Genomic DNA, 25,876 nt, shown 5'->3' on the forward strand with positions numbered 1-25,876 from the left:
ACGGGACACAGAAAAACATTTTCTGTGTCTCACTTACAATGGTTCTTTATGAGTTCAGAAACTGCTGCCGAAAAACCTGACCGAAAAATTCAAAAGTTTCTTTTGCTTTGTTTATAGCCGAAGTCTTTTCTTCATCAGTAAAAGTTTTGGATTCAATAAGTTTCTTAAATTCATTCCAGGATTTTAAACTATCACGTTTTCCATTGAAAAAATGGTGGTTTTCTATAGACGACAATTTTTTGCAGTGTTTTAAGTTCCGGGAGATGAGCATTCCTCCCATAGCCGAACCTTCGACAACATAAGCCGCTCCAAATGCTTCCGCTTCAGAATTACAAGAAAAGTTGCTTCCGGAAAATGAGGGAATTTCAGCAGGAACGTTTAGCTGATCCAGGTCTTTTTCCAGTTCCTTATATTTACTCGGTTCGTAATTCACAAGTTGCGCAGAAATTTCCTTTTCTGAAATAGCATAGGCAACATAGTTCTGAAAAAGCAGATTTTTATATTGCGCTATAGAAATACTATGGTCCATTATTGTACCGGCAGCATTTTCCTCTTCTATTTCCCTGTGTAATTCCGCAGTAGAATCTCGTAACTCACTTAGCATCTCGTTCTAATTTAATTTGGTCAATATTCTTTCTTATTTTTGCTAAGTAGTCTCGTTGTTCTTCACTATCAGCTTCAAAATCATCCAGGTAACGATAAATTTGATTTACGGCAATTTTATTCTGCCTTATTTTTTCCCTTAATTCCACCTTCTCGATCATATTAAAGACTACCTGTTTAAGCAGCGGCTTTAATTTTTCGCCAATAACCCGCATGTTTTTTTTGAGAACAAAACCCGAAGCTCCCGTAAGTATGGTATTCGCAGCCAGCTCGTCATCATCAATGGTTCCCGTTACAAAAATGAACGGCATATCTGCGTCAAAATCCTTAACCAGCCTAAGCACATCCAATCCGGTACAGGCAGGCAGATTATAATCTGATAGAATCACATCTGGTGCAAAATTTTGTAGAAGCACACTCACCTCCTCAAGGTTGTCTGTAACTTTAATTTCGGGATTTTCCACAATTTTGCCAATGTGATAACTAATAAGGTCAGCATCAGTCTTTAAATCTTCAACCAGTAATATTCGTAAAGCTGTTTTTATCATTGTCAGAAATTCCGCTAAAATTAATTAAAAAATGCCAGGAGCCCTTATTCCTCTGTTATAGTGAAGAAAAAAGTAGTACCTCCTCCTGGTGTGCTTTCCACCCAAATTTTTCCTTTATGCTTCTCGACCACTCTTTTTGCAATGGCAAGACCTACTCCAGAACCTGTATATTTATCTCCGGCAAGCCGGGAAAAGACTTCAAAGACTTTATCAGCTTGTGAGGAATCAAAACCAATGCCATTATCCTTAACAAAAAATACCGTTTCTGAATCTCCCGCCACTGAATCGATATTTATAAGCGGCTTTTCTTTTTCTGAAGAATATTTTAAAGCATTATCGATTAAGTTATTTATTAATTGCGAAATCATCCTTTTGTCTGCATCGATAATTGGCAAATTTCGCCCCACACTTATTTCTGCATGAGGAAACAGATTTTCAGATTTTTTTTCAAGTTTAATTTCCTCCACCATCTCCTTTAATGAAAATTTTCTCTTCACCATCTGCATCTGCCCCACTTTGGAATACGAAAGAATGTCTTCTATTAGCACATCCATTCTTTCCACAGACTTCAGGATTATATCTAAGGCATTTTTACCAAAGTCATCCAATTTTAAAGCGTAATCTTCTGCAAGGATACTCGCAAAACCTTCTATTCCCCGCAAGGGCCCGCGCAGATCATGGGAAACACTATAACTAAAGGTTTTAAGCTCCTGATTTGCTTCAGAAAGATTTTTATTGAGCTCTTCAATGGTTTCCTTTTGTTTATTTACGAGAACATGGGTAATGCTGTCCTGTAAGGCTATTGCTGCCTCTATATCATATTTTTCCCATTTCCCGGCCACTCCTGAAACTTTCTCTGTCCACCGCTCAAAAGATTTTCTGGGACTTAAGTACTCTATTCCATCCTTAAAGACTCCCTTTTTTTCAGGATTACCGCCCCAATTTACTGTACTTGAAGTCTGAGGTCTAAACCACAATAAAAATTCTTCCCTTTCCTCCCCAATTCGCACGCTTAATAAACCCGAAGCTGTTTCTACAAATTCTTTAGCAGGAGCATAATGTTTCGAAAGGCTTTTGGTTTGAAAAAGTCTTTCTTTCTTACCACTTAAAAAATCAAGAATGAGAGAAAAGATCTCATGTTCGCCTGGAGTTTTACCAACAAGACTTAATTTGCCACTAGAGTAAATAGCACCACCTCCACAATCAATAATATCTGTAAAGCTGGGATTATTAGCTGTTATTGCTTCAATAAAATCTGAATTAGAATTCATATATGAAACCAATTCTTTTCTAATTTCTTCAGATTTTGTAATGTTCCTTAGAAAAGTATTTGAGGTTTTAAGCGCCAGTTTATTAGAAAATACCTGAGTAAGAAATTTACAGGATTGTCGTTGATGATAATTGACAAATTTTGGACTATAATGATGGCAAGCCAAAAGCCCCCAAAGTTTACCATTTAAAATGATTGCAGCAGTAAGGGAAGCGCCTACCTTCATATTTTTTAGGTACTCGATATGAATAGGAGATACCCCACGCAATTCAGATGTGGAAATATCGAGTGGTTTATTAGTAAGTGGTGAGATCGCCGGCTGAATTTCAGAAGCTTTATAATTAACATCAGCAATAATCCGCACGCCTTGCTTAAGAAATATTTCCCGAGCCGGTTTTGGAATATCTGTAGCCGGGTAATGTAGTCCCAGCCAGCTTTCCAGTTCCTGCTCACGGACCTCTGCCACTACTTCTCCATTCCAGTCTTCATCGAATTGATACATCATTACACGATCATAGCCGAATAAATACTTAACAAGCGAAACAGCTTGCTCACACATCTCTTCTATAGAATTGGTCTTATCAATTTCATTAAGAATTTTGGTGAGCTGATCCTGAAATAAAACCGGATCTATAGAATCGCCGTATGGCTCGATATCCAGCACAAGATGATCTCCGGAAAGATGCGGAATCATAAAAAACCGGTGACCATATAAAGATATTTCCTCTGGAAGGAGCACATTTTCTTCTGAAACATTCTTTTTCAACTTCTCCACTATTTCTGAAGGCAATACTACAGAAAGTGGTTGTGAAAAAATATTATGAAGCTCAACATTCAGAATATCCTGAACGTTGGCGCTGCATTGGATAACTTCCAAATTTAATTTATTACATATCAATATCACCCCATGTGCCTGGGACTTAGGAATACTATGAATAGGTTCGCGATCACAATTGGTAAGATTCACTTTCCCTGAGACATCTGTGCCTACAGCCATAAATTATTTTCTTTTAATTTTGAAGTAGAATGTACTTCCTACTCCAGGTTGTGAATCGAGCCAAAGTGTACCTTCATGTAACAGAACAATTTTCTCTACATGAGCCAGCCCAACTCCCGTTCCTTCATATTTTTCTTCAGTAGGAACACGATTAAAAATGGTGAAAATTGATTTCTGGTCTTCTTCAGAAATACCAATACCGTTATCCATTACAGAAAAGACCCAAAATTCTCCCTCCTGGTATGCGGAAATTCTTATTTCTGGATCACGATCCTTTGCTTTATATTTTAAAGCATTACTTAATAAATTCTGAAAAAGCAGTCGTAATTCCACCTCGTAAGCTTTTATTTTAGGTAAAGAACCCACATGAACTTTTGCTCGTGTATCGCGTATTCTCTTTCCTAAATCATACTTTACAACCTCAACTACTTCTTTGGTATTTACCAGCGTCTTCTTGGTATTTCTACCTATCCTGGAATGATCTAAAAGTGCCTTAATCTGGTTAGCCAATCTATTCGAAGCTTCATCAATATAAGAAAGATATTCCCTACCCTTATCATCAAGTTTTGAAGCATAGATTTTTCCCAAGATATCACTACCAAATTTGATTGTGGAAAGAGGTTCCTGCAAGTCGTGGGAACAGATAGAAACAAACTGTTCCAAATCCCTGTTTGCTCTTACCAGATCTGCCTTTTGTTCCTTAAGCTCTTCCTGGGCGCGTTTTAAATCAGAAATATCTACACACGTGAATCTGTGGGTAATGCCATTACCATCTCCGTCTACTTCTAAAGTAGCATTCATAATAACAGGAATAACATTGCCAGATTTAGTAACCATTTCCTGCTCAATATTTTTCAACTCTCCTTCCCTTCTAAAAATTTTATTTAATCTTAATGCCTCAACCTGATATTCGTTAGCATAAAACTCAAAGAATTGTTTTCCGATTACTTCAGATTTAGAGGAATAACCCATTCTCTCTATTGCTTCTGTGTTACATTGTACAACCTCAGAGGTATTTGGATCTATACTGAAATGCATTACAGGATCTTCTTCATAAAATGCCTTAAATCTTTTCTCACTAGCAATTAATTTTCCGCGGGATTTTTCCAGCATTTCAATATCTATAAAAGTGATAACAACCCCGCTGATTCTTCCTTCAGTATTGCGGTATGGTGAAATTCTTCTTAAATAAGGTTTTCCTTCTTTAGTGAAAATTTGCTTTTCAAGTGTATCACCTATTTTAAGCACCTTCTTGCAACGCTCTATAAGATTTGCTTTACCAATGCTGCCGACGAAATGCTCTATAGGTCTGCCTACATCAGAATTAAGAAAGCTGAAATGTTCTTTAATCGAAGGCGTGAATTTTCTTATTCTTAACTCGTCATCGAGGAATATAGTACCTATCTGGGTGCTCTCGAGAAGGTTATTCATGTCTGCATTTAACGCTGCCAAATCATCCATTTTCTGAACGTTTTCAGCATTTACAGTATTTATTTCTTCATTAACGCTCTGTAACTCCTCATTTGTACTTTGCAACTCCTCGTTCGAGGCCAGCAACTCTTCATTAGCCGACTGCAATTCTTCATTGCTCCTTTCAATTTCCTCTAAAGAATGCTGCAGGTCATCTTTTGTTTTTTTCAGCTCATCTTCCAGCTCCGCAATTTGTCTTTCTGTTCTATTGCTAACGGTTACCTTTTCTACCTCCTTGATGTTTGAATGATCAACATCCTTTTCAATAAAAGTAAGTACAAAATTTACCTCATCATCTAATTGTTCCTGTACAAAAGGTTTTACGATTAAATCTAGGGATTTTGTTTCCCCCTGGTGTTTATAAATTGCATCGCGATAAATTGCCTTTGCATTTGATTCTCTTGCCTCTTTAACTGTAGAAAAAAGGATATGTTTAAGATCTGTACCAACCATATCCAGAAGGTTAATAGAAAAACCACTGACCGGAAGATTGGCATACTTTCTAAATTCTCCTATTCCCTGGAGAATATTGTATTCTGAATCTACAAAAATACTTGCTCCACCAAACTGTTCCAGAATGGCTTGACTGAGCTCGTTTATGTATTTATTTTTTGCACTGTTACCTGACGAATTACTGGTTCTTCGATTTTTCTTAAGTTTTGCTTTATTGTATGCTTTTGCTGTCGAGGAGCGAAGGGTTTCGACCTGAATCCTGGTACGCGGTTTAATATTACGATAAATCTTCCATTTACGGCTAAAGTCTTCAAAGTACTCACGATGACTCTCTATACTTTCACTTGTGCCCAAAACCAGATAACCATCTTCCTTTAATCCGTAGTGCAATACATCTAAAGCTTTTTGTTGAATAGATGGCTGAAAATATATGAGAAGATTTCGGCACAATACAAGATCCATCCTGCTGAAAGGCGGATTTTTTATCACATTGTGTTTTGAAAAAATTACCATCCTACGAATTCTCTCCACAACCTGATATCCCTGCGTTCTACTTACCAGGTATTTCTGCACCAGATTAGGTGCTATATCTGCAATAACACTTTCGGGATAAACACCTTTACTTCCAATTTCGAGATGTTTTTCTGCAATATCTGTAGCAAAAATTTTTACTTCAATATTCTTATTCTGCCTTTCAAGTTCCTCACTTAAAAGCATCCCCAGAGTATATGCTTCCTCTCCTGTACTACAAGCTACATCCCATATTTTTAGAATATCCCCGTCTTTCTTTTTGCTCAAAATACCGGGAATAATTTCATCTTCCATTATTTCCCATACCTTGGCATCTCTAAAGAATTTTGTTACGCCAATAAGAAACTCTCTATATAAGAAGTCTACCTCCTCGGGATTAGATTTTAATATGTCATAATACTCTTCCAAAGAACTGCACCTGCAAACATTTATACGTCTCGCTATTCTTCTGGCCAGAGTAGAATATTTATATTCACTAAAATCCAGCTGTGTTTCCTGATTAATAAGGTCTAGAACCTTAGAAAGCGTATTTCCGTTATACTCAAAATCGTCATCAGTAAAATTGACTGTAGGAGCATTTATAAAATTGGCTAATTCTGCCCCCATAGATTCAACCGGCAGAACATAATCTACTAAACCTGTGTTAATAGCACTCTGCGGCATTCCGTTGAATTTAGCTTCATCAGGATTCTGAACCATCACCATTCCGTTCTTCTCCTTTATTGCTCTAATTCCTCTGGTGCCGTCACTACCCGTGCCACTTAAAATTACAGCAATTGCAGTCTCTTTTTTAAACTCGGCTAAAGAAGTTAAGAAAAGATCAATTGGTAAGTTTAACTTCTGGTCCTTGGGTTTTTCCAGAAGGTGAAGCTTTTCATCTTCAATTACAAGATTATTTACCGGCGGAATCAAATAAATTCTTCCCGGCAGAATATCCATTTTATCACTTATTTGTTCAATGGGAAGTTTAGCCGTTTTTGATAAAATTTCACCCATCATGCTCTTGTAATCCGGTGAAAGGTGTTGAATAACTACATAAGTATTATTATCTTTTTCAGAAAGATTGCTGAAAAAATCCTGTAAAGCTTCCAATCCTCCTGCACTTGCTCCCACAGCAATTATTCGGGAAGTTTTAACAGGTGGATGTGTTGGAGAAATCTGAGCCAGAAAATTGTCATTTTTAGTCATTGTATTGTAGTAGTCCTTTTAAAAAGAAAAAATCAAAAATAATCGTTAACACCCATTATTTACAAGCATTATCACACAATTATGAACTTATATCGAACAAATTTTAAACCGAACATATACGTCGAAGCCAAAGTTTAACAAAAAGAATCTTAATTATTCCCAACATAACTCCATCACATGTTAAATTATGTTAAAAACACTCTTTATTGAATTGTAATAATAGAAAATGCAAGACGAGAAGTCACTGCAACTGTAGAATATCATCCTAATGCGTCTCATATTTTCCACATCAGTATCACATCTAAAATAACTTTATTCAAAAATATCCTTTGATTATTTTAAAGACACCGGCAAAACAGCATAGAATTCTGCCAATATTGCAGACCTCTGCCAAAGAAACAATTTTTACCACAGCTACTTTTTTTTAAACAAATTCGAAAAAATGGTCTTTTGGATTTTTTTAATTAACTGAAATATTTCGTTTTTTTTAAATCTATTTATCTAATTGGATTCCATGGAACTCCCGCTATGAGAAGCTTGAGGTAAAATTAGACTTCTTCTTTACATATCAAAACAGACCTAACTTTATATATTTTTAGCAAAGGACCTTTTGGAATATAAGCTTTTTACCTTAACTTATCTCCTATTCCAAACCGAGGAATCCCCGTCGTTATGGAAGGATTGCATGATGTTTGAACCATAATGAACAGAATTATTTTTTGAAATAAAATTGAAAATTAATTAACCAAATAAACAAAAATGAAAGTACTAGTTATCGGAGCAGGAAATATGGGCCTTACTTATGCGGAAGGCATGGCAAAATCGGCCATGTTAAATCGCAAAAACCTGATGATTTTTGATAAATCAGCAGAAATTTTAACATCCCTAAGCAGTATTGACCATTTTGATGTTTATGATAAAATTGAAGATTGTCTTCCTGAAGCAGACGTAGTGTTCCTGGCTGTAAAACCTTACCACTGTGATGATCTTTTTGAGGAAATTAAATCTTATGTAAATAATCAGCAAATTTTTGTATCCCTTATGGCGGGTATTACTATTAAGAAAATTCAGGACGGCCTGAATGTAAAAAAAGTAGTGAGATCTATGCCTAACCTACCGGCACAGGTAGGGAAAGGAGTTACTTCTTATACAGAAGCCAAAGAAGTTTCCAGAGTAGAGCTTCTAATGATAAGGAATCTTCTGGATACTACTGGAGAATCTATACGGGTGAAAAACGAAAACTTTATAGATGCCTCCACAGGTATTTCTGGTAGTGGACCGGCGTATGTATTCTACTTTATGCAATCTATGTTGGAAGCAGCATTAAAAATGGGTTTTTCACAGCACGATTCCAAAATACTTGTAAGTCAGACTTTTGAAGGTGCTGTAGAGCTTTTCAATAAATCAGATCTTTCTCCCAATACATGGATGGAGAGAGTAGCTTCAAAAGGTGGTACCACAAGAGCTGCACTAGATTCTATGGAAGACAACAACGTAAAGGAGCTTATAAAAGATGCCGCTTACGCAGCTTTTGACAGAGCGGTAGAACTCGGAAAAGAAGAAGCGTAATTTAAAAATTATCTGTAAAATCGATAAAATGGATAAGAAAAGAATAGTTGTAAAGGTCGGAACAAATGTAATGACCAATAAAGATAATAGAATAGTTGGCCCGGTACTAAAGAACCTGGTAAGGCAAATAGCCGTGTTATATGAGCAGGACATTCATGTAGTCCTGGTTTCTTCAGGATCTGCGATTGCAGGTAAGGAAATTCTGGGAGAAATAAATATTACCGACCCGTCCAAAAGACGACAGGTATTTTCTTCAGTAGGACAACCGCGTATGATGCGGCATTATTACAGTATCTTTCATGATTACGGAATGCGCTGCGCGCAGGTATTGGCTACAAAGCGGGATTTTAGCCCGGGTATCCACAGGGAAAATATGATTAACTGTTATGAATCTTTACTATCTGAAGGAATAATTCCTATTGCGAATGAAGATGATGCTGTTTCAGTTACCATGTCTATGTTTTCAGATAATGATGAATTGGCAAGTTTGGTAGCAGAATTAATTGGTGCCGACTCGCTCATCATTCTTAGTGATACAGACGGACTTTACACCGGGCATCCAGATGATGAGGATTCAGAAAAACTTAATAAAGTTCAGGTTGACCAAAACGTTGAAAAATACGTTCAGGAATCTGGAAAAGGTGAAGGCGAAGGCCGTGGCGGTATGGAATCCAAAATTAAAATCGCGAAAAGTACCGCTTCCAAAAATATAACGACCTATATCGCAAATGGGAAGAATGAAAATGTGATTTTGGATATAATGGCTGGTAAACCCGTAGGAACGAAGTTTACCGCATAAATTATTTAGTTGAACTTAAAAAAATTATAGCAATGATATTGATAGACACAAAAACCAAAAATAACGTTTTAAAATCCATGATAAATATTCTGGATAAGAGACGTAAAGAAATAGTTGCTGCCAATCAAAAGGACCTGATAAACTTTGGTGAAACCGAGGGTGCAATGTACGACAGGCTTATCGTAAATGATAAGAAAGTAGACGGCATGATACAATCGGTTAAAGAAGTGAAGGAACAGGACGATCCGGTTGGACAGACAATTGAACATAGAAAACTTGACAGCGGATTGGCGATTACCAATAAAACCGCACCTTTCGGGAACATCATGATTATTTACGAATCAAGACCAGATGTGACAATAGAAGCAGCTGTACTTGCCTTTAAAGCAAATAATAAGATTTACCTGAAAGGTGGTAAAGAGGCCATCCATAGTAACAAAATTCTTGAGGAATGCTGGCACCAGGCACTTCTGGAAAACGATCTCGATACAAGCTGGATTCAGTTACTCCATTTAAATCGGGAGGAAACTCAGGAATTTCTTAAAAATCCGCCGGAAAAATTAGATCTTATCGTTCCTCGTGGTGGCGAGAGACTAATTGCTTTTGTTAAAGAACACGCAACAGGTGCTGTTCTTGTGAGTGGTCGTGGAAATAACTTCCTGTATGTTTCTGAAAATGCAGATTTTGAAATTGCCAAGAAAGTGATGTTAAATGCTAAGATCGATAAGATTTCAGGCTGTAACGCACTTGATAAAGTATTGGTAAGTCTAAATCTTCCTGATTATAAGAATAAGCTGCGTGAACTTCAGCAAATGTTCAGGGAAAACGGCGTGAAGATCCTTGTAGATGAAGAAATCCACAAAGTACTTAATGATGAAGATAAAATTCCTTCAGAAGACGTTTGGTATGAAGAATTTCTGGCAATGAAGGTGGTGATTGGCAGCGCTTCCCAACTGGATGCAGCTATAGAAACGATCAACAAATATTCCGGAGGACATTCCGCTTCCATAATCACTACAGATGAAGTTGAAGCCCTGAAATTTATGGAACAGGTAGACAGCGCAGCTGTTTATCATAATGCTTCTACCAGATTTACTGATGGTGGTGCTATGGGCGTTGGTGCCGAACTGGCAATTAGTACAGATAAACTACATCACAGGGGACCACTTGGGCTTAAACAATTGGTGACCAATAAATATTATGTGCTGGGAGAAGGCCATATTAGAGCTTAATCCAAATTACATACATTTTTAAAGGAGGTTGTCTTTACAGGCAGCCTCTTTTTTATGCTGAATTTGTTCATTTTAGGTACATGCCCGAAATTGGCAATTTTCAACTTATTATTTTTAAACCCACAGGTTTTTAAAACCTGTAAGGTCTTGCCGTGGCTTAAAATCGGCAATTTTCAACCTGCTAATTTTTAAGCTGAAATGATTCTGCTGAAACCTAAAAGAAGGAAGCCGAAAATTGGCAATTATCGACCTCCTCATTTTCAGCAAAGGCTTTTTTACTCTTTAACTTTTTTCTATATAACTCTTCAATTTCAAAACATATGTTACTAGCTTCTAATCTTCAGAGGAAATAGAAATTTTATACTTCAGGAGGTATTTTTGGCGTTAACGCTATAAAAGTAGCTTCAAATAAGGGAGAGATTTGTAACTTTCCGCAGAAAATTCAATTAAAATAAAAAACCACACTTTAGCATGAAAAAATTCATTTATGCACTGGCAATGTCATTTGCCATTTTCAGTTGTAAAACCACGCAAAATACTGTTATTGAGGAACAACCAATTGTTACCAAACTTGATCTTGTGAACGTTCAGGATGATAGGGTTATGGTGACTATTGACCCGGCAGAATTTACTACAGAAACTACCACTTTTTATATTCCGAAGACCGTACCCGGCACCTACTCTACTTCCAATTACGGAAAATATTCTGAAGATCTTAAAGCTTTTGATTACAAGGGAAATGAACTGGAAATTGTAAAGCTGGATGACAATAGCTGGAGTATTCCCAATGCAAAAAAACTGGATAAAATCACCTACTGGGTCAACGATACCTTTGATGTGCAGGGAGAAGGAGGAATTTATTCTATGGCCGGAACAAATATTCTCGAAGACAAGAATTTTCTGCTTAACCTCCACGGTTTTGTAGGTTACTTTGAAAATTTGCAGGAGAAAAAATATCGTGTGGAGATAAAGAGACCTTCAGATCTTATTGGAGGAAGTGCGCTGGAGATTGCTGAGACTCTTTCTACGGAAAATGATGAATCAAAAACAGACATCTACAATTTGAACCGATATTTTGAAGTTACCGATAACCCTATTATGTATGCAGAGCCGGACACTGTTAGTTTTAATGTACAGGGAATGGAGGTTTTGCTGAATGTTTATTCTCCAAACGACAAATTTTCTGCCGAAACCTTTGCTCCTGCTATGGAGAGAATGATCACGGCGCAAAAGAATTTTTTGGGTGATATTAACAGTACAGACAAATATGCTATTCTGCTTTATTTATCAGCTACTCCGGGACAGAACGATGCGGGGAATTTTGGAGCTCTGGAGCACCACACCTCTACCGTTGTGGTTATGCCGGAAATTATGGAAGAAGAAGCTTTAAATGAAAGTCTTACAGATATCGTTTCTCATGAATTCTTCCATATCATCACTCCTTTGGGAGTACATTCTCAGGAAATCCATTTTTTCGATTATAACGATCCAAAGATGTCTAAACACCTTTGGATGTATGAAGGAATCACCGAATATTTTGCTAACCTTTTCCAGGTAAACCAGGGATTAATAGGCAATCAGGATTTCTACGACAGGATTAATGAAAAACTGGAAGCAGCAAAACGATATGATGATACCATGTCTTTTACTGTTATGAGTGAGAATATTCTTGAAGATGAATACCAGGGAAGCTATGCGAATGTTTACCAAAAAGGAGCTTTAATAGGAATGGCACTGGATATTAGGTTAAGAGAACTTAGCGGTGGAAAAATGGGTGTTCTAGATCTCATGAAGGAACTAACGCAGAAATATGGAAAGGACAAGCCTTTTAACGATGACGAGCTTATTGCCGATATTGTTGAACTAACCTATCCGGAGATTCAGGATTTCTTTGATCAGTACGTAATTGGAACCACTCCAATTCCTTATTCTGAATTTTTTGAAAAGGTAGGCCTGGAAATTAGAGAAGGTCAGGTTCCTGTAGACTACTTCCTGAAAAATCAAACCACACCTTATATTACTGTAAATCAACAAGGGAATATTCTTGTAAGAAATGATGTGGAGTTGAACTCCTTTCTTCAGGATTTGGAACTGGAAGCTGGAGATATGATCCAGAGCATAAACGGAACAGCATATAACCGGGAGAATATTTATGACCTGATAACTACTTCACAAACATGGAATGAGGGAGAGCCAATTTCCATGACCATTGTAAGAGATGGTGAGGAAGTGATTCTGGAATCTTCCATTGTTGCTCCAACTGCACCGGGATTGCGTTTAGTTGAAATTCAAAACGCCGATAGTGACCAGATTGAACTAAGATATGCGTGGTTAAAATCATAAAGTACACTTTAAAGTCAACATCCCCGGGTCAAGCATCCGGGTAATAAACCCGGCTGGGGAAATAAATAAAAAAGCGGTGGTAGATACTACCGCTTTTTTTATTTTTATTCATGCAAATCTATTAAATTGAAGCTTCAAATAAACTTGCTAAAACCACTTCTTACCGCATGGAAATTCCTATTTTACAGGATATTGTCATAATACTTGGATTATCGATACTTATTATTCTTGCGTTTCAAAAGATAAAAGTTCCTTCAATATTAGGGTTTTTACTTGCTGGAATTATTGCAGGTCCCCATGCCTTTAATCTTATAAGCTCTACTCATGAGGTAGAATTACTTTCGGAAATTGGCATTATTTTTCTACTATTTGTAATTGGAATAGAACTTTCTTTAAAAGGATTGGCTTCCATAAAGAACACTATTATTTTTGGTGGTGGGCTTCAGGTAGGTGGTACAATTTTGATAACAACACTCGCCGCTGTCTTCTTAGGCCTTCCGTTAAATACATCTATTTTTCTTGGATTTCTTTTCTCGCTAAGTAGTACAGCCATTGTCCTTAAGCTACTTCAGGAGAAAGGTGAAATGACTTCGCCACACGGCCGGATTGGAGTGGCTATTCTTATATTTCAGGATATTATTGTAGTGCCCATGATGCTGTTTACACCGCTGCTGGCTGGTAAATCTGACAATATCCTGTTAACCATTGGAATTCTTACCGGAAAAGTAATTTTGGTAGGAATTGTGATTTTCCTTTTAGCAAAGTATGTAGTACCAAGAGTTTTTGAATGGGTGGTAAAGACCAAAAATCAGGAACTGTTTATTCTTACCGTTGTTGTTTTTTGTTTCGGGATTGCATGGCTGACTTCTTCTGTTGGACTATCCCTGGCTTTAGGTGCTTTTTTTGCCGGACTAATCATATCTGAATCTGATTATAGTCACCAGGCCACCGCCAATGTGCTTCCCTTCAGAGAGATCTTTATTAGTTTCTTCTTTATTTCAGTTGGAACACTGCTCAACCTAAATTTCTTCTTCAATAATATTGTGTACATATTACTGCTTGTTGTGGCCGTTATCTTACTCAAAATGCTTGTATTAGGAATAACAACCCTTATTCTAAAGTATAAGCCACGAACCATCTTTATGACTCTTTTTAGTCTCTTTCAGGTTGGAGAATTTTCGCTACTGCTTTCAGGAGTGGGACTTGATAACGGATTAATACCAGAGAATATATACCAGTATTTTCTGGCTATTTCAATTATTAGTATGGGGCTCACACCCTTTCTAATTTCCAATTCCTCTAATATTACTTATGCTATTCTTAAAGCACCAATCCCTTCCGCAGTAAGAAAGCGACTGAACAACATTAAAAAAAATGCAAATACCGAAGAATTTTCAGAAGAAAACCTGCACGATCACCTTGTAATTATTGGGTATGGAATTAACGGTGGAAACATTGGAAAGGCTGCCAGGAATGCCAATATTCCATACGTTATCGTGGATATGGAGCCCGATTCTTTTGATAAAGCTAAAGCTAAGGGAGAGCCTATTGTATTTGGTGACGCAACGAATCCTACTATTTTAAAACACATACACGTGCAGGAGGCACGGGTTGTGGTAATTGCTATTTCAGATCCTGCAGCCACACATAAAATTATTAGCAGCATTCGTCTATTTACACAAACTGCTTTTATAATTGTCAGGACACGCTATGTAAAAGAGATTGAAGAGAGCATAAGGCTTGGTGCAAACGAGGTAATTCCTGAAGAATTTGAAACTTCCATAGAGATTTTCACACGGGTTCTCAAAAAATATTTAGTACCCTTTGATGAAATTCAGGCTTTTACAGACAGCATCCGTTCTTCAGATTATGCTATGCTTACTTCATTAAAAGGTAAACCGCATAACCCTAATTTACAGCATCTTAATATTCCTAATAAGGAAATCGCTACCCTTACCGTTAGACGAAACAACAAAAAGATTGTTGGTAAGACAATAAAGGAATCGGGAATGGGCAAGAACTACAGGGTTACCGTACTGGCTATAAAAAGGGAAAATGACTATCTCACAGAAATTTCTCCCAATACTGTTATTATGCAGGACGACCTTCTTTATCTTTTCGGAAACCCGACAAATATTAATCATATCAATAAAATCCTGTCCCTTAAATAGGAACTGTTAATTATTTGTCATTCTCTTGCTGATTAAAGCAAAGCCTAGTAATTTGTATATTGTTTAGCTAACGCCCAATTCTATATGCAACTAAATAAAGTATATGTCTGTTCTACCTGATAATCTGGATCGCTACCGGAAGTTTATAAGTTTTATGCTGAAGTATTGGCAAAGCGACCTTGTTCGGAATACTACCTCCAATGCTATGGAGGACGAAGAAAAGAATAAGGAAGAGGATTTTAAACAGACACCAAAGGAGTTGGTAGAAGATCTGAAGAATATGGGACCTACTTATATAAAAATGGGCCAACTTCTTTCGACCCGTCCAGATTTATTGCCTGAGCCCTATTTAAAAGAACTTGCCACACTACAGGATGACGTGGCTCCCATTCCCTACGAAGAAGTCCGAAAAATTGTAGAAGAAGAAATTGGCACCCGTATTTCTAAAGCCTTTGACACTTTTGATGAAGAACCACTTGCCAGTGCCTCTATAGGTCAGGTGCATTATGCCACCTTAAGATCCCGGCAACCGGTAGCGGTAAAAATCCAGCGGCCGGGAATCAAGAAACAATTCCTTGAGGATCTGGATACGCTAAGAGAACTTGCAGATCTTGCTGTAAGACATACCGCAACTGCCCGAAAATATTCTTTTGATCACGTATTGGAAGAACTAAGTCGTATTGTGCTTTACGAGCTTAATTACCAACGGGAAGCGCAGAATCTAAAAACTTTAGGCAGGAATTTAAGTGAATTCAGGGATCTTATTGTTCCTCAACCCATAGATGATTATTGCACCGGTAAAGTGTTGACAATGGAGTATATCCAGGGAAAAAAAATTACTTCCCTCTCTCCGCTAAAACAACTGGAAGTAGATTATAGTCCCCTGGTGGATCAGCTTGTAGAAGCTTATCTCCAGCAGATCATTAATGACGGTTTCGTTCATGCCGATCCTCATCCGGGAAATATTCAGTTTACTCCAGATGCGAAAATTGCTTTAATCGATCTTGGAATGGTGGCGAAATTTACGCCGCAGATGCAGGAGAATATTTTACAATTACTTATTGCCATTAGCAATACAGACGGTGCCGAAACCGCCAAAGTACTTTTAGAGATGAGTGAGTACAATGAAGAAACTGATTTGCGCGCTTTCAGAAAAGCGATTAATGATATTATCATGGAAAGTGAGCACAGCACCGCTAAGGACATGCAAACAGGTCGGCTGGTTATTCAGCTCAACCGACTTTCGGCAGAATCCGGAATTCATATTCCGGTAGAATTAAATATTCTTGGTAAAATTCTGCTGAATATGGATCAGATCGTTGCTGTTCTAGATCCCGACTTTGATCTTAAAAAAGCTATTCAAAAGCATGTTTCCACGATTATGCAAAGCAAATTTTATGAAGAACTGAAGCCCGAAAACTTCTTCACGATGCTTTTGCAATCTAAAAAACTTGCCGAAAATGCACCGGCGAGGCTCAACAAAATTTCCGAAAACCTGGCGAACAATAATTTTAAAATTAAAATTGAAGCCATTGATGAAAAGCGGGTAACAGATGGATTTCAAAAAGTAGCAAACAGGATCACGCTGGGACTCATAATTGCTGCCATGATTATAGGTGCGGCAATGCTTATGCAGGTTCCTTCAGAATTTATGATTCTTGGTTATCCCGGCCTGGCCATGCTGTTTTTTCTCTTAGCTGCACTAGGTGGCATCTATCTTTCCTATATTATCATCTTTAAAGATGAAAACTTGAACAACAAGGATTAAACTAATTTTTTAGTGTGGAGAAAATCTGCGGCACGTCATGGCTCAGAATTAGAACCTGAATGTTTTAACCCAACTAGCTTTACTGGCAAAACAGGTGTACCTATAAAAATGGCAATTATCAATCTATAAATAAAGTCTTAATTATCAGACCTCACAGATTTTAAAAACCTATGAGGTCTCATTTCTTATGACAATAAATAGGATTTAAGCTCATCATAATCACTAATCTGATGAGATTTTTTCTCTTTGTGCATTATACTTTTAATAGCATCAGGAATTTCCACCTTCTGCCCTATTGCGTCTTCCACAGTATCAAGAAACTTAACGGGATGCGCTGTTTCAAGAAAAGTTCCGTGGAAATCGTTATTCTTTTTCAGAAACTCCTTTAATCCAAGGTATCCTACAGCACCGTGAGGATCCATAACATATCCTGTTCTATCATAAACTTCTTTAATGGTCATTTTTGTAGCCAGATCATCAAAACTATAGGAGGATAAGTGCTCCTTCAGATTTCCAAATTCATTCTGAAAAAGTTCCAGTACTCTTACAAAATTACTTGGATTTCCAACATCCATAGCATTGGAAATGGTTTGCACACTTGCTTTTGGTTCATAATTACCATTTTGAAGGTAGCGCGTTACCACGTTATTAGCGTTATTGGAAGCTATAAAGTGATCTATGGGCAACCCCATTTCCCTGGCTAAAAGTCCGGCGCAAATATTTCCGAAATTTCCGCTAGGTACTGAAAATGCCAATTTTCGACCTTCCTTTGCCAATTGCTTATACGCTAAAAAGTAATAAAACATCTGGGGAAGCCAACGTGCAACATTAATAGAGTTAGCGGAAGTCAACTGTCTTTTTTGCTGAATTTCATCATCCAAAAATGCCCTTTTCACCATATCCTGACATTGATCGAAAGCACCATCTACTTCCAGCGCTACAATATTCTGCCCTAAAGTGGTTAACTGTTTCTCCTGGATTTCACTTACTTTTCCTTTAGGATAGAGAATCACCACATCTATACCTTCCACACCAAGAAAACCATTAGCCACCGCTCCACCGGTATCTCCCGATGTAGCCACCAGCACAGTAATATTACCAAGATTTCCCTTTTTAATAAAATATCCGAGGCTACCGGCCATAAAACGTCCTCCTACATCTTTAAAAGCCAGTGTCGGGCCATGGAAAAGTTCTAAACTGCCAACATTTTCTTCCACATCAACAACAGGAAAATCAAAATCCAGTGTTGTGACAATAATGTCCTTTAAAGCAGCATCATCTATCTCATCACCAACAAAATTCTTAATTGCTTCAAAAGCAATATCAGTTTTATCCATAGACTGGATTTCGCTAAAAAACGATTTTGGCAACTTTTCAATTTTCTGTGGAAAATATAATCCTTTATCTGGCGCGAGGCCTCTTACCACCGCATTTTCGAAATTGGAGGTATGCTCCCTGTTATTTAAGCTGAAGTAATTCATTATAATATTTTTATGCCCTCTGTATTAATTTCTGAAAGATGAAGTTCGAAATCTATAGCTTTTGCTTTATAGAATTCATTAATAGCGGTCTTAACATTCTGAGCAATATCATTGCCTTTGCAAAGCGCAAAAACCGAAGGTCCTGAACCTGAAATCCCGAAGCCTAAAGCGCCTTTATCCATAGCAACCTGCTTTAAATCATCAAAATAAGGAATCAGGATCGACCGGATGGGTTCAACAACCTCATCCTGAAGACTTCTTCCTAAAAGCGCATAATCTTCTGTATAAAGTGCACTTACAAAAGCGCCCAGATTTCCCCATTGGTTGATGGCCTTTTTAAGGCTTACGTTTTGTTTAATAATGGACCTGGAATCCTTCGTTTTAATTTCAATTAAAGGATGCAGTACCACCATGCGCAACTCTGCAGGAGAAGGAAGGCTAATCACCTCCAAAGGATCATAACTTTTCACAAGGCTAAATCCCCCAAGCAGGGCCGGTGCCACGTTATCTGCATGCGCATTGCCACTGGCGAGACGCTCCCCTTCCATAGCAAAAGGAATTAATTCTTTAGGGCTGAAAGGTTCACCAACCAGCTTGTTAATTGCAAAAACAACCCCGGCAGAACTGGCAGCGCTACTACCAATTCCGCTTCCTGCTTTTATTTTCTTGTAAATTTCTATATCAAAACCCTGTGTACTGCCCAGTTCCTGAAGCAAAGCTTTAGCTGCAACCCCGGCAACATTTTTATCTGTTTCAAGAGGTAAATCCTGACCAGTGATTTTGGTGATACGAACTTCGCCAAGATCGTTTTTCCGGATAAGCATATCATCGCCAACGGAGTCAAGGCAGCAGCCTAGAACATCAAATCCACAGGAGAGGTTAGCAACAGTGGCCGGGGAAAAAATTCTGATTTCATTCATGCCCCTATTTTTTTCCTATCCGGATTACATCAGCAAAAATACCTGAAGCAGTAACATCTGCACCCGCGCCGGCACCCTTAACTATAAGTGGCTGCTGGCTGTACCTATCGGTAAAGAAGAGTACAATATTATCGCTTCCACTTAAATTATAGAAAGGATGATCTGAACCTACTTCCTGAAGTCCCACTTTAGCCTTTCCATCTTCCAGTTGTGCAACATATTTTAGCTGAGCGTTATTCTTTTCGGCACTTTTATAGATCTCCTGGAATTCAGGTTCATCTCTTTTAAGCAGTTCAAAGAATTTCTCATTGTTTTCAGAATTAAGACTTTCCTGCGAAAGGAAATCCTCTCTCTCGATATCTTCAAGTTCCATTCTCAAGCCACTTTCACGAGCGAGAATAAGAATCTTCCGGGCAACATCTACTCCACTAAGATCAATCTTTGGATCGGGCTCTGTATAACCTTCCTTCATCGCCATTTCTACTGTTTTGTAAAAAGGTTCCGTTGCATCATACGTGTTAAATACGAAATTTAAACTTCCGGAAAGCACCGCCTGTATTTTCTGAATTCTGTCTCCTGAAGCTATAAGGTTCTTTAGTGTATCGATAATTGGCAATCCTGCACCTACATTAGTTTCATATAAAAATGAAGCACCATATTCCCTTGCAAGGTTCTGTAATTGTTGATAATTGGCAAAATCATCGGCACATGCAATTTTGTTACAGGTGACCACAGAAATAGAATTAGCCAGATATTCTTTATACCAGGAAGCAATCTCTGCACTGGCAGTGTTATCTACAAAAATGCTATTGCGCAAATTCAGTTTGTTTACCTTATCAAAGAAACCCTGCTTATTTGCTGTTTCTCCATTTTCCAGTGCTTTCTCCCAATTGTCGAGATCAATACCTTCTTCATTAAACGCCATTTGTCGGGAATTGGAAAGACCAAGGACCCTCACTTTTAATCTAAGTTTTTCAAGCAGATATTTTTCCTGTTTTTGCAGCTGAGCCAGCAATTTCCCTCCAACATTACCAACACCGGTAATAAACAAATTCAGTTCTTTTGAAGGAACCTCAAAAAATTGTTCGTGTAGCGTATTCAGTGCTTTTTTAACATCTTTCTTTGCGATTACCGCAGAAATATTACGCTCTGAAGAACCTTGTGCGATTGCCCTAATATTAATATTGTTATTTCCAAGCGCGCTGAACATCTTACCGCTCAATCCATGATGACTTTTCATACTGTCACCGACTAATGCCACGATCGCTACATTTTCTTCGATATGTACAGGACGAATTTTCTTCTGATCGATTTCTACTTCAAAAGCTAGATCCAGCGCTTCCTTGGCAGCTTCAGCTTCATCATCTTTTACCGCTATACAAATACTATGTTCTGATGATGCCTGGGTTATAAGCACGACATTTATATTTTCCTGGAAAAGAACCTCAAAAAACCGTTTTGAAAATCCGGGAATACCAACCATTCCGCTACCTTCAATGTTCAGCAACTTAATAGAATCTATATGAGTAATTCCGGTAACCCAACGAAAATTTTCCTTACTGGATTTGGAAATCACCGTTCCCTCTTCTTCAGCCTTAAATGTATTCTTTATATGAATCTTAATCTGTTTGTCAAGTAATGGCTGTAACGTTGGAGGATAAAGTACTTTTGCTCCAAAATGGGACAATTCCATCGCTTCTTCGTAAGAAATATTCTTTAACGGGTAAGCCTGGGACACCAGACTTGGATTTGCAGTGTACATTCCATTTACATCGGTGTAGATAAACAGCTCTTCTACATCCATTGCACCCGCAAATATAGCAGCTGTAAAATCTGATCCACCACGACCCAGGGTACTAGGAACTCCTTGCAGAGTTTTCGCTACAAACCCGGGAACTATGAAAAGTCCGCTTTTCTTATCGGAAAAGTATTGCTGAATATTATTATAAGTCTCCTCATAACTCACCTGTACTTTTTCGTTAGTATTTCTACAAACTATAAGTTCTCGGGAATCTACGAAGTTCACCTCTGCCTCAATGCTTTTAAAGTATTCAGCAATAATTAAAGAGGAAAGAATTTCTCCAAATCCCGAAACCACATGTTTCGTTTTATTGGAAAGTTCATTTAAAAGAAAAACTCCTTCATACAAGGTTTCCAAACGGTTAAACTCATTTTTTACTTTGCTTAGAATACCGCTCTGCGATTGCACAGGAATTAGTGCTTTGACCGCATCCAGGTGTCTTTTTTCATTTTTAGCAAGAATTTCTTTATAAGCTATATCTTCTTTTGACGCCAGTTCGGCCATATAAAGAAGATCGTTGGTAACTCCACCAAAAGCTGAAAAAACAGCAATGGTAGGCCCTTTTTTTAAATGCTTTTGAACAGTTTCAGCTACTAATTTTATCCTGTCGGGAGAGGCCAAAGAAGAACCTCCGAATTTAAGAATATTCATAATTTTTTGGAATTGTCTTGTTTGATTTTTTGAAATCGATTTTACCAATGTATAGGTACGGACGGAAGTTTATATACAAAATTACCCCAAAGGGGTAATACGAGAAATAATCATCATAGTAATAGTGCCTGATGCAGAAATTGCAGGAAAGAAGAAATCGTTACTATTAATGGTATTAGTGCTCATGATTTTGGCTAAACTGATGATAAAATTATATAATTTTATGTATAAAAAAAACAAAAAGGAAAAATTCAGTTGATAATTATGGTTTTCTTTATAAGAGCAAAAAAAAATACCTGATCTTTAACAAAATCAGGTATTTCTTGGGATTTCTTGAAGGGGAAAATTATAATCCGCTTATATAACTTCCATACAGATCTTTAAATTGAACACCCTTCGTATATCTGTATTTACTCAGTTTCTTGAACTCCACTAATCCCCAAAGTAAAAATTCCTTCAGAAAGTAACTCTCCTTTTTGCTTATTTCAGGTTGATGCTTTTTTATAAGGTCGTTTAAAGGTTCTATAGAATCAAGTCTTTCTTGGTACTCTTCATCCGAAAGATCATCTGGTAACTCAAAACCGCTTTGCTCAAAAAACCACTCCACCAACTCGTCATATGGGCTTGTATCTTCTACTTTTTTCAGCTTCTCAACTTTCGGGAAGTATTGCGGAAACAATGTTTTCACTGCATCACCTATTAGTTCTAAAGCCACTGCAGCTGCTCCTTCCTGTTCTCCTTCATAAACCAGTTCCACTTTTCCTGTTATAGAAGGGATAACCCCCAGAAAATCTCCGAATCTTAGAAGTGTCTTTTCTTCTCCAGATTTGAGTGTACGTCTTTCTGCAGTACTCAATAAGTTTTCATAAGCAGTGATGCTCATCCTGGCGCTAATTCCGCTTTTTTCATCTATAAATTCACTCTCCCGGGCTTCAAAACTAATTTGCTCGAGTAGATCTTTAGCTAATTCTGGTACGTAAACGCTTTCACTTTGTCTTGAATCCAGTTTTGCTTCTTGTTGGGTAATAGTTTTTGCAATTTCAATAGTTTCGGGATAATGAGTAAGAATTTGTGATCCAATCCTATCTTTAAGGGGAGTAACAATACTTCCGCGATTTGTATAATCTTCAGGATTTGCTGTAAAAATAAATTGCAAATCTAAGGGCAACCTCAATTTAAAGCCCCTAATCTGGATATCCCCTTCCTGTAGGATATTAAATAGAGCTACCTGTATTCTCGCCTGTAGATCCGGCAATTCGTTAATTACAAATATGCTTCTATTTGCACGGGGAATCATTCCGAAGTGAATCACGCGATCATCTGCATAACTTAATTTCAGGTTTGCTGCTTTTATTGGATCTACATCTCCAATTAAATCGGCAACCGTGACGTCTGGAGTCGCGAGTTTTTCAAAAAATCTTTCTTCTCTGTGAATCCAGGAGATTGAAGTTTTTTCGCCTGCTTCTTTTACCTTTTCCCGTGCGAATCGAGAAATAGGATTTAAGGGATCATCATTAATTTCTGAACCTTCAACAACGGGAATATATTCATCCAGAAGGTTAACCATTAACCGGGCAAGACGTGTTTTAGCCTGCCCGCGTAAACCTAGGAGATTAATGTTGTGTTTAGAAAGAATCGCTCTTTCGAGTTCCGGGATTACAGTATCTTCATAACCATGTATTCCTTCAAAAGCAGACTCTTTATTTTTTATTTTCTGAATAAGATTTTGCCGAAGCTCCTCTTTTATACTTTTACTTTTATATCCTGAAGATATTAGCTCCCCAAGTGTGCTGATATTTTTAATATTCATGTTTTTCTTTTTAACCTTTAATTCTTTTTTTACGATTAGCTTCATAATCTTCGAAAATCATTTCTCCCAAACCTTTAAGTCCGGTATAGAATGCTTTTCCCTGATTGGCATTTGTAAATTCTCTTACAAATTGTGTAAGATATGGATCCTGAGCAATCATAAATGTGGTAATAGGAACATGTAATTTCCTTGCCTGTCGTGCTGCGTTATAGCACTTATCCACAATATAAGGATCAAGGCCCATACTATTCTTATAATAGGAACCATCACGCTCCCTTATACAGCTGGGTTTACCATCTGTTATCATAAAAATTTGTTTGTTGGTATTCCGCTTTCTCCTTAGCAAATCCATAGCTAGTTGTAAACCTGCAACAGTGTTTGTATGATATGGGCCGACGTTTAAATACGGCAAATCTGAAATAGAGATTGGCCAGGCATCATTTCCGAAAACGAGGATATCCAGCGTATCTTTGGGATAGCAGGTTGTAATAAGTTCAGCAAGAGCCATAGCAACTTTCTTGGCAGGCGTGATTCTGTCTTCGCCGTACAAAATCATACTATGACTGATGTCTATCATCAAAATAGTGCTCATCTGTGATTTAAAATGAGTTTCCTCTACCACAAGATCATCCTGAGTCATATTGAAGTCTCCGATGCCATTGTTAATTTGCGCATTCCGAAGACTTTCTGTCATGGAGATGCTATCCAAAGAATCTCCAAATTGATAATTACGGAAATCACCAGTATGCTCATCACCTCTTCCAATACGATTGGTGCGATGATTTCCGGCGGTACCTCTTTTTAGCTTTCCAAAAATTTGATCAAGAGCCTGTTGTCTTATAGCTCTTTCAGTTTTTGCTGTTATCGTCATTCCGCCACTTCCATCTGGCTCTATTTCTTCCCTTATGTAGCCTTTCTTCTTTAGATCTTCTACAAAATCTTCTATCGTATAATTTTCATCTGTAAGTTTATATTCTTTATCCAGCTGCTCAAGCCAGTCCAGGGCTTCATCAAGATCTCCTGAAGTATGGGTGATAAGTTCCTTGAAAATTTCAAACAGCTTTTCAAATGGTGTTTTAAATGGCTCTTCATATTTACTGAATATAAATCCATTCGTCTTCATTTTATTTCTCTTCTTATTTCTCTTCATCATTTTCTAAAAATAAGCTATTTTAAACAGAACAGGAAAAACATTTGACTGGAACATCCTTTAATTCTTTGTTAATTCTAAGATAGAAGATTCTTAATTTTCTGGACTGGCACATATAGTTTTCTTAAGTTCATTCTTGAACAATTCTTAACAATATTTTTATGCGTAATAATATTTTACTTCTTATGTGTTTAATATTGAGTATTTCTATAATTGCACAAACTAATTCTTCACCTTACGAAACAGATCTCTGGCAAGATGGTGCATGGATCACCACCGGAGTAGGCTTAAATGTTGCAGGAGTCCTATTAATTCAAAATAAGGATGAATTGTCTGAAGCTGACATAAAAAACCTGAATAAGGACGATATTTGGGGAATTGATCGTTGGGCAGCTGGAAAAAGTTCGGAAAAAGCAGATAAAAACAGTTACATCCCCTTTTATACTTCCTTTGCATTACCATTACTATTCCTGGTAGGAGAAGACGAAAGAAATAATTTCGGACAAATTTCAGTTATGTTTGTAGAAACGATGGCTACAACGGGTGCTCTTTTTACCCTCACTGCAGGTGCAGTACAACGGAGCAGACCCTTGGTTTATGATGAATCCTTACCTATGGGAGAACGAAGAGATAGTGACGCCCAACGCTCATTTTTTGCCGGACATACCGCGGCTACTGCAGCTGCTACGTTTTTTACTGCAAAAGTTTTTCAGGATTTCAATCCAGATTCCCCCGCCTTACCCTACATATGGACGGGAGCGGCAGTTATTCCTGCCTTTGTCGGATATCTAAGACTGGAAGGAGGAAAACATTTTCTCACTGACAATCTGGTAGGACTGGGAATAGGAGCGGCCTGTGGTATACTAATTCCTGAAATTCATAAAAAAGAGAATAAAAACGTAACTCTTTATCCTACTGCTCAATTTAATATAAATGGTACAGGGATTAATTCAAAAGGCATTGGTATTGCTTACAGTTTTTAATACTCTATTAATTTGTGGCGGTAATAGAAGGCTTGTTTAGGATGATTTTCTAGACAGTTGCATCTTTTTAAACTATTTGCTCATAAGCTGAGGTCGCGTGCAGAAGATTTAAGAGAAACCAGAAGCTGAAGAAAAATA

General features: G+C 37.5%; 16 protein-coding genes. 7 read left to right on the forward strand and 9 right to left on the reverse strand.

The genetic code is table 11. The annotated features are described in order from the left end of the window. Positions 1–46: 46 nt before the first annotated feature. The 4 genes from RM541_RS09100 to RM541_RS09115 are packed head-to-tail and all read right to left on the reverse strand — an operon-like array spanning position 47 to position 7,060. Positions 47–604, reverse strand: a complete 558-nt coding sequence (locus RM541_RS09100) for a biliverdin-producing heme oxygenase (RefSeq protein ID WP_311499847.1) — start codon at positions 602–604, stop codon at positions 47–49. Further along, on the reverse strand, positions 594–1,151 hold the full coding sequence (locus tag RM541_RS09105; RefSeq protein ID WP_311499848.1) for a response regulator: 558 nt from the start codon (positions 1,149–1,151) through the stop codon (positions 594–596). Before RM541_RS09105 ends, RM541_RS09100 begins: the two co-directional genes overlap by 11 nt. 44 nt (positions 1,152–1,195) lie before the next feature. Beyond that, the gene (locus RM541_RS09110; RefSeq protein WP_311499849.1) at positions 1,196–3,418 is read right to left on the reverse strand and encodes an ATP-binding protein; all 2,223 of its coding nucleotides are present in this window, start codon (positions 3,416–3,418) and stop codon (positions 1,196–1,198) included. A gap of 3 nt (positions 3,419–3,421) precedes the next feature. Continuing rightward, positions 3,422–7,060, reverse strand: a complete 3,639-nt coding sequence (locus RM541_RS09115; protein ID WP_311499850.1) for a CheR family methyltransferase — start codon at positions 7,058–7,060, stop codon at positions 3,422–3,424. Between the two features lie 759 nt (positions 7,061–7,819). On the opposite strand from RM541_RS09115, the gene proC reads away from it, so the two are divergent. From proC to RM541_RS09145, 6 genes are all read left to right on the forward strand, one after another. Then, positions 7,820–8,629: a pyrroline-5-carboxylate reductase gene (gene proC / locus RM541_RS09120; protein WP_311499851.1), complete on the forward strand. Its 810-nt coding sequence runs from the start codon at positions 7,820–7,822 to the stop codon at positions 8,627–8,629. Between the two features lie 28 nt (positions 8,630–8,657). Continuing rightward, entirely contained in the window at positions 8,658–9,428 is a 771-nt protein-coding gene (gene proB, locus RM541_RS09125; RefSeq protein WP_311499852.1) for a glutamate 5-kinase, read from the forward strand. Between the two features lie 32 nt (positions 9,429–9,460). Then, positions 9,461–10,660 carry a glutamate-5-semialdehyde dehydrogenase gene (locus RM541_RS09130; RefSeq protein WP_311499853.1) on the forward strand — a complete coding sequence of 400 codons (1,200 nt, stop codon included), beginning with the start codon at positions 9,461–9,463 and terminating at the stop codon, positions 10,658–10,660. 471 nt (positions 10,661–11,131) lie between these two features. After that, a complete protein-coding gene (locus RM541_RS09135; RefSeq protein ID WP_311499854.1) occupies positions 11,132–13,003 on the forward strand; it encodes a M61 family metallopeptidase in 1,872 nt (623 codons plus the stop codon). Positions 13,004–13,170: 167 nt separating this feature from the next. Then, complete coding sequence (locus RM541_RS09140; RefSeq protein WP_311499855.1) at positions 13,171–15,174, forward strand: cation:proton antiporter domain-containing protein; 2,004 nt, start codon at positions 13,171–13,173, stop codon at positions 15,172–15,174. Positions 15,175–15,277: 103 nt separating this feature from the next. Further along, entirely contained in the window at positions 15,278–16,942 is a 1,665-nt protein-coding gene (locus tag RM541_RS09145; protein ID WP_311499856.1) for an ABC1 kinase family protein, read from the forward strand. 185 nt (positions 16,943–17,127) lie between these two features. On the opposite strand, the gene thrC is transcribed toward RM541_RS09145, so the two are convergent. The 5 genes from thrC to RM541_RS09170 form a co-directional block, all read right to left on the reverse strand. Next, positions 17,128–18,423, reverse strand: coding sequence for a threonine synthase (gene thrC / locus RM541_RS09150; RefSeq protein ID WP_311499857.1), 1,296 nt, complete (start codon positions 18,421–18,423; stop codon positions 17,128–17,130). Then, positions 18,423–19,343, reverse strand: a complete 921-nt coding sequence (locus RM541_RS09155; RefSeq protein WP_311499858.1) for a homoserine kinase — start codon at positions 19,341–19,343, stop codon at positions 18,423–18,425. Before RM541_RS09155 ends, thrC begins: the two co-directional genes overlap by 1 nt. Positions 19,344–19,347: 4 nt before the next feature. Further along, the gene (thrA, locus tag RM541_RS09160) at positions 19,348–21,795 is read right to left on the reverse strand and encodes a bifunctional aspartate kinase/homoserine dehydrogenase I (RefSeq protein ID WP_311499859.1); all 2,448 of its coding nucleotides are present in this window, start codon (positions 21,793–21,795) and stop codon (positions 19,348–19,350) included. Between the two features lie 346 nt (positions 21,796–22,141). Then, on the reverse strand, positions 22,142–23,605 hold the full coding sequence (locus RM541_RS09165; RefSeq protein ID WP_311499860.1) for a magnesium chelatase: 1,464 nt from the start codon (positions 23,603–23,605) through the stop codon (positions 22,142–22,144). Positions 23,606–23,615: 10 nt separating this feature from the next. After that, a complete protein-coding gene (locus RM541_RS09170; RefSeq protein WP_311499861.1) occupies positions 23,616–24,728 on the reverse strand; it encodes a vWA domain-containing protein in 1,113 nt (370 codons plus the stop codon). A gap of 188 nt (positions 24,729–24,916) precedes the next feature. On the opposite strand from RM541_RS09170, the gene RM541_RS09175 reads away from it, so the two are divergent. Next, positions 24,917–25,738 carry a phosphatase PAP2 family protein gene (locus RM541_RS09175; protein WP_311499862.1) on the forward strand — a complete coding sequence of 274 codons (822 nt, stop codon included), beginning with the start codon at positions 24,917–24,919 and terminating at the stop codon, positions 25,736–25,738. Positions 25,739–25,876: the final 138 nt, after the last annotated feature.

The organism is Autumnicola psychrophila (assembly GCF_031846645.1).
GTDB classification, from domain to species: domain Bacteria; phylum Bacteroidota; class Bacteroidia; order Flavobacteriales; family Flavobacteriaceae; genus Autumnicola; species Autumnicola psychrophila.